We start from the raw sequence: 1,866 nt of genomic DNA on the forward strand, positions 1-1,866 counted from the left end.
GGCCGTCTCACGCAGCAAAGTGACATCAATATCGTGTGCTTGGGTCATGCAAAAACAAATACCATGCTAACATGTTAGTTGACAAGTGCCGCCCCCCAAAATATCAAAACAAGCAAAGCAAGCGAGAATGTGATGCAAGCAACGCAGAAAAACGAAGAAACAAAAGGCTCTCGCGGCGATGTGCTGCGACTCAGCCCATCTGACAATGTTGTTATTGCGCTGCGTGACATTGCGGCGCGTGAGCGGCTCGATGCCTTGGGTGTTCCTTTGGTGGATGTGGTGCCTCAGGGGCACAAAATAGCGACTGTCCCAATTGCGCAGGGCGAAAACGTGATCCGCTACGGACAGATTATTGGTCAGGCCAGAGCAGACATTGCGCCGGGTGAGCATGTGCATGTGCACAATCTTGGAATGGGTGCACATCAGCAGGACTATGCCCACGCCAGCACCTCATGCGCATTGCAGAGCATTTCCGGTGCCCGGACATTTCAGGGCTATCATCGCAGCAACGGCAAGGTGGGCACGCGTAACTATATCGGCATTCTGACAACTGTGAACTGTTCCGGCTCGGTTGCGCGTTTTATTGCTGAAGCGGCGGAGAAATCTGGGCTGCTTGAAGAATTTCCGAATGTGGACGGTGTCGTCCCGATTGTGCATGGCACAGGCTGCGGCATGTCGAGCGACAATGAGGGATATGCGACGTTGTTCCGCACTCTGGCGGGCTATGCGCAGCATCCGAACTTTGGCGGCATTCTGTTGATTGGGCTTGGCTGCGAGGTGATGCAGGTCGCCGATTTGGTGGGCGGTCAACCCATTCGAGCAGATGGCGCATTGCGCTACATGACGATCCAGAACGAAGGTGGCACGCGCAAGACAGTCGAACGCGGGCTGGAGCAGCTGCGCGGGATCGCCGAGATGGCCAACAAGGCCGCGCGTGCGCCAGCGCCCATCAGCGAGATCACTGTGGGTATGCAATGTGGCGGCTCAGATGGATATTCCGGTATCACTGCAAACCCAGCGCTAGGCTATGCCTCCGATCTGCTGGTGCGTCATGGTGGCACGACCATTCTGTCTGAAACATCTGAGATATACGGTGCCGAGCATCTTCTGACCCGGCGTGCGGAAAGTGTTGAAGTCGGCGAAAAGCTTATTGAGCGTGTGCGCTGGTGGGAGGACTACACCGAGCGCAACGGCGGCGAGATGGATAACAATCCGAGCCCAGGCAACAAGCGCGGTGGTCTGACGACAATACTCGAAAAGTCATTGGGGGCTGTGGCAAAGGGCGGAACGGCCCCGTTGCGAGATGTTTATCAATTTGGCGAGATCATCGACAAACACGGCTTTGTCTTTATGGATAGCCCCGGTTTTGACCCGTGCTCAGTGACGGGGCAAGTGGCTTCTGGTGCCAACTTGATCGTGTTTACGACGGGGCGCGGCTCTGTGTCTGGATATCAGCCGACACCCTGTATCAAGCTGTCCACCAATTCGGAAATGTACGCCCGCATGTCAGATGACATGGACCTTAACTGCGGAGACATCGTGACCGATGGCATCAGCATTGAGGCCAAGGGTGAAGAGCTGTTTGAGATTTTAATCCGTATCGCTTCGGGTGAACGGACGAAGAGTGAGGCACTTGGCTTTGGTGGGGTCGAGTTTGTCCCCTGGCAAATTGGCGCGGTGATGTAACGCGGCGCTGACTGCTTGGGAGGGCACGATTTTGGGAGGGTTGATGTCTTTATTGGTTGAGATGTCTGGGATTGATAAGTTTTTCCCAGGTGTGCATGCGCTGAAGCGGGTGCGGTTTGATCTTTTGCCGGGCGAGGTTCACGCCTTGATGGGGGAGAACGGTGCTGGCAAGAGTACGTT

Annotated in this window: 2 protein-coding genes; both read left to right on the forward strand. The window is 55.4% G+C overall.

Annotated features, from left to right (window positions below):
- Window positions 1-132: 132 nt before the first annotated feature.
- Window positions 133-1,686, forward strand: coding sequence for an altronate dehydratase family protein (locus J7413_RS20375; protein ID WP_209101850.1), 1,554 nt, complete (start codon window positions 133-135; stop codon window positions 1,684-1,686).
- Between the two features lie 61 nt (window positions 1,687-1,747).
- The coding region (locus tag J7413_RS20380) for an ATP-binding cassette domain-containing protein (protein ID WP_209101853.1) at window positions 1,748-1,866 on the forward strand (119 nt) is incomplete at its 3' end.

Source organism: Shimia sp. R10_1 (genome assembly GCF_017744095.1).
Classification (GTDB): domain Bacteria; phylum Pseudomonadota; class Alphaproteobacteria; order Rhodobacterales; family Rhodobacteraceae; genus Shimia.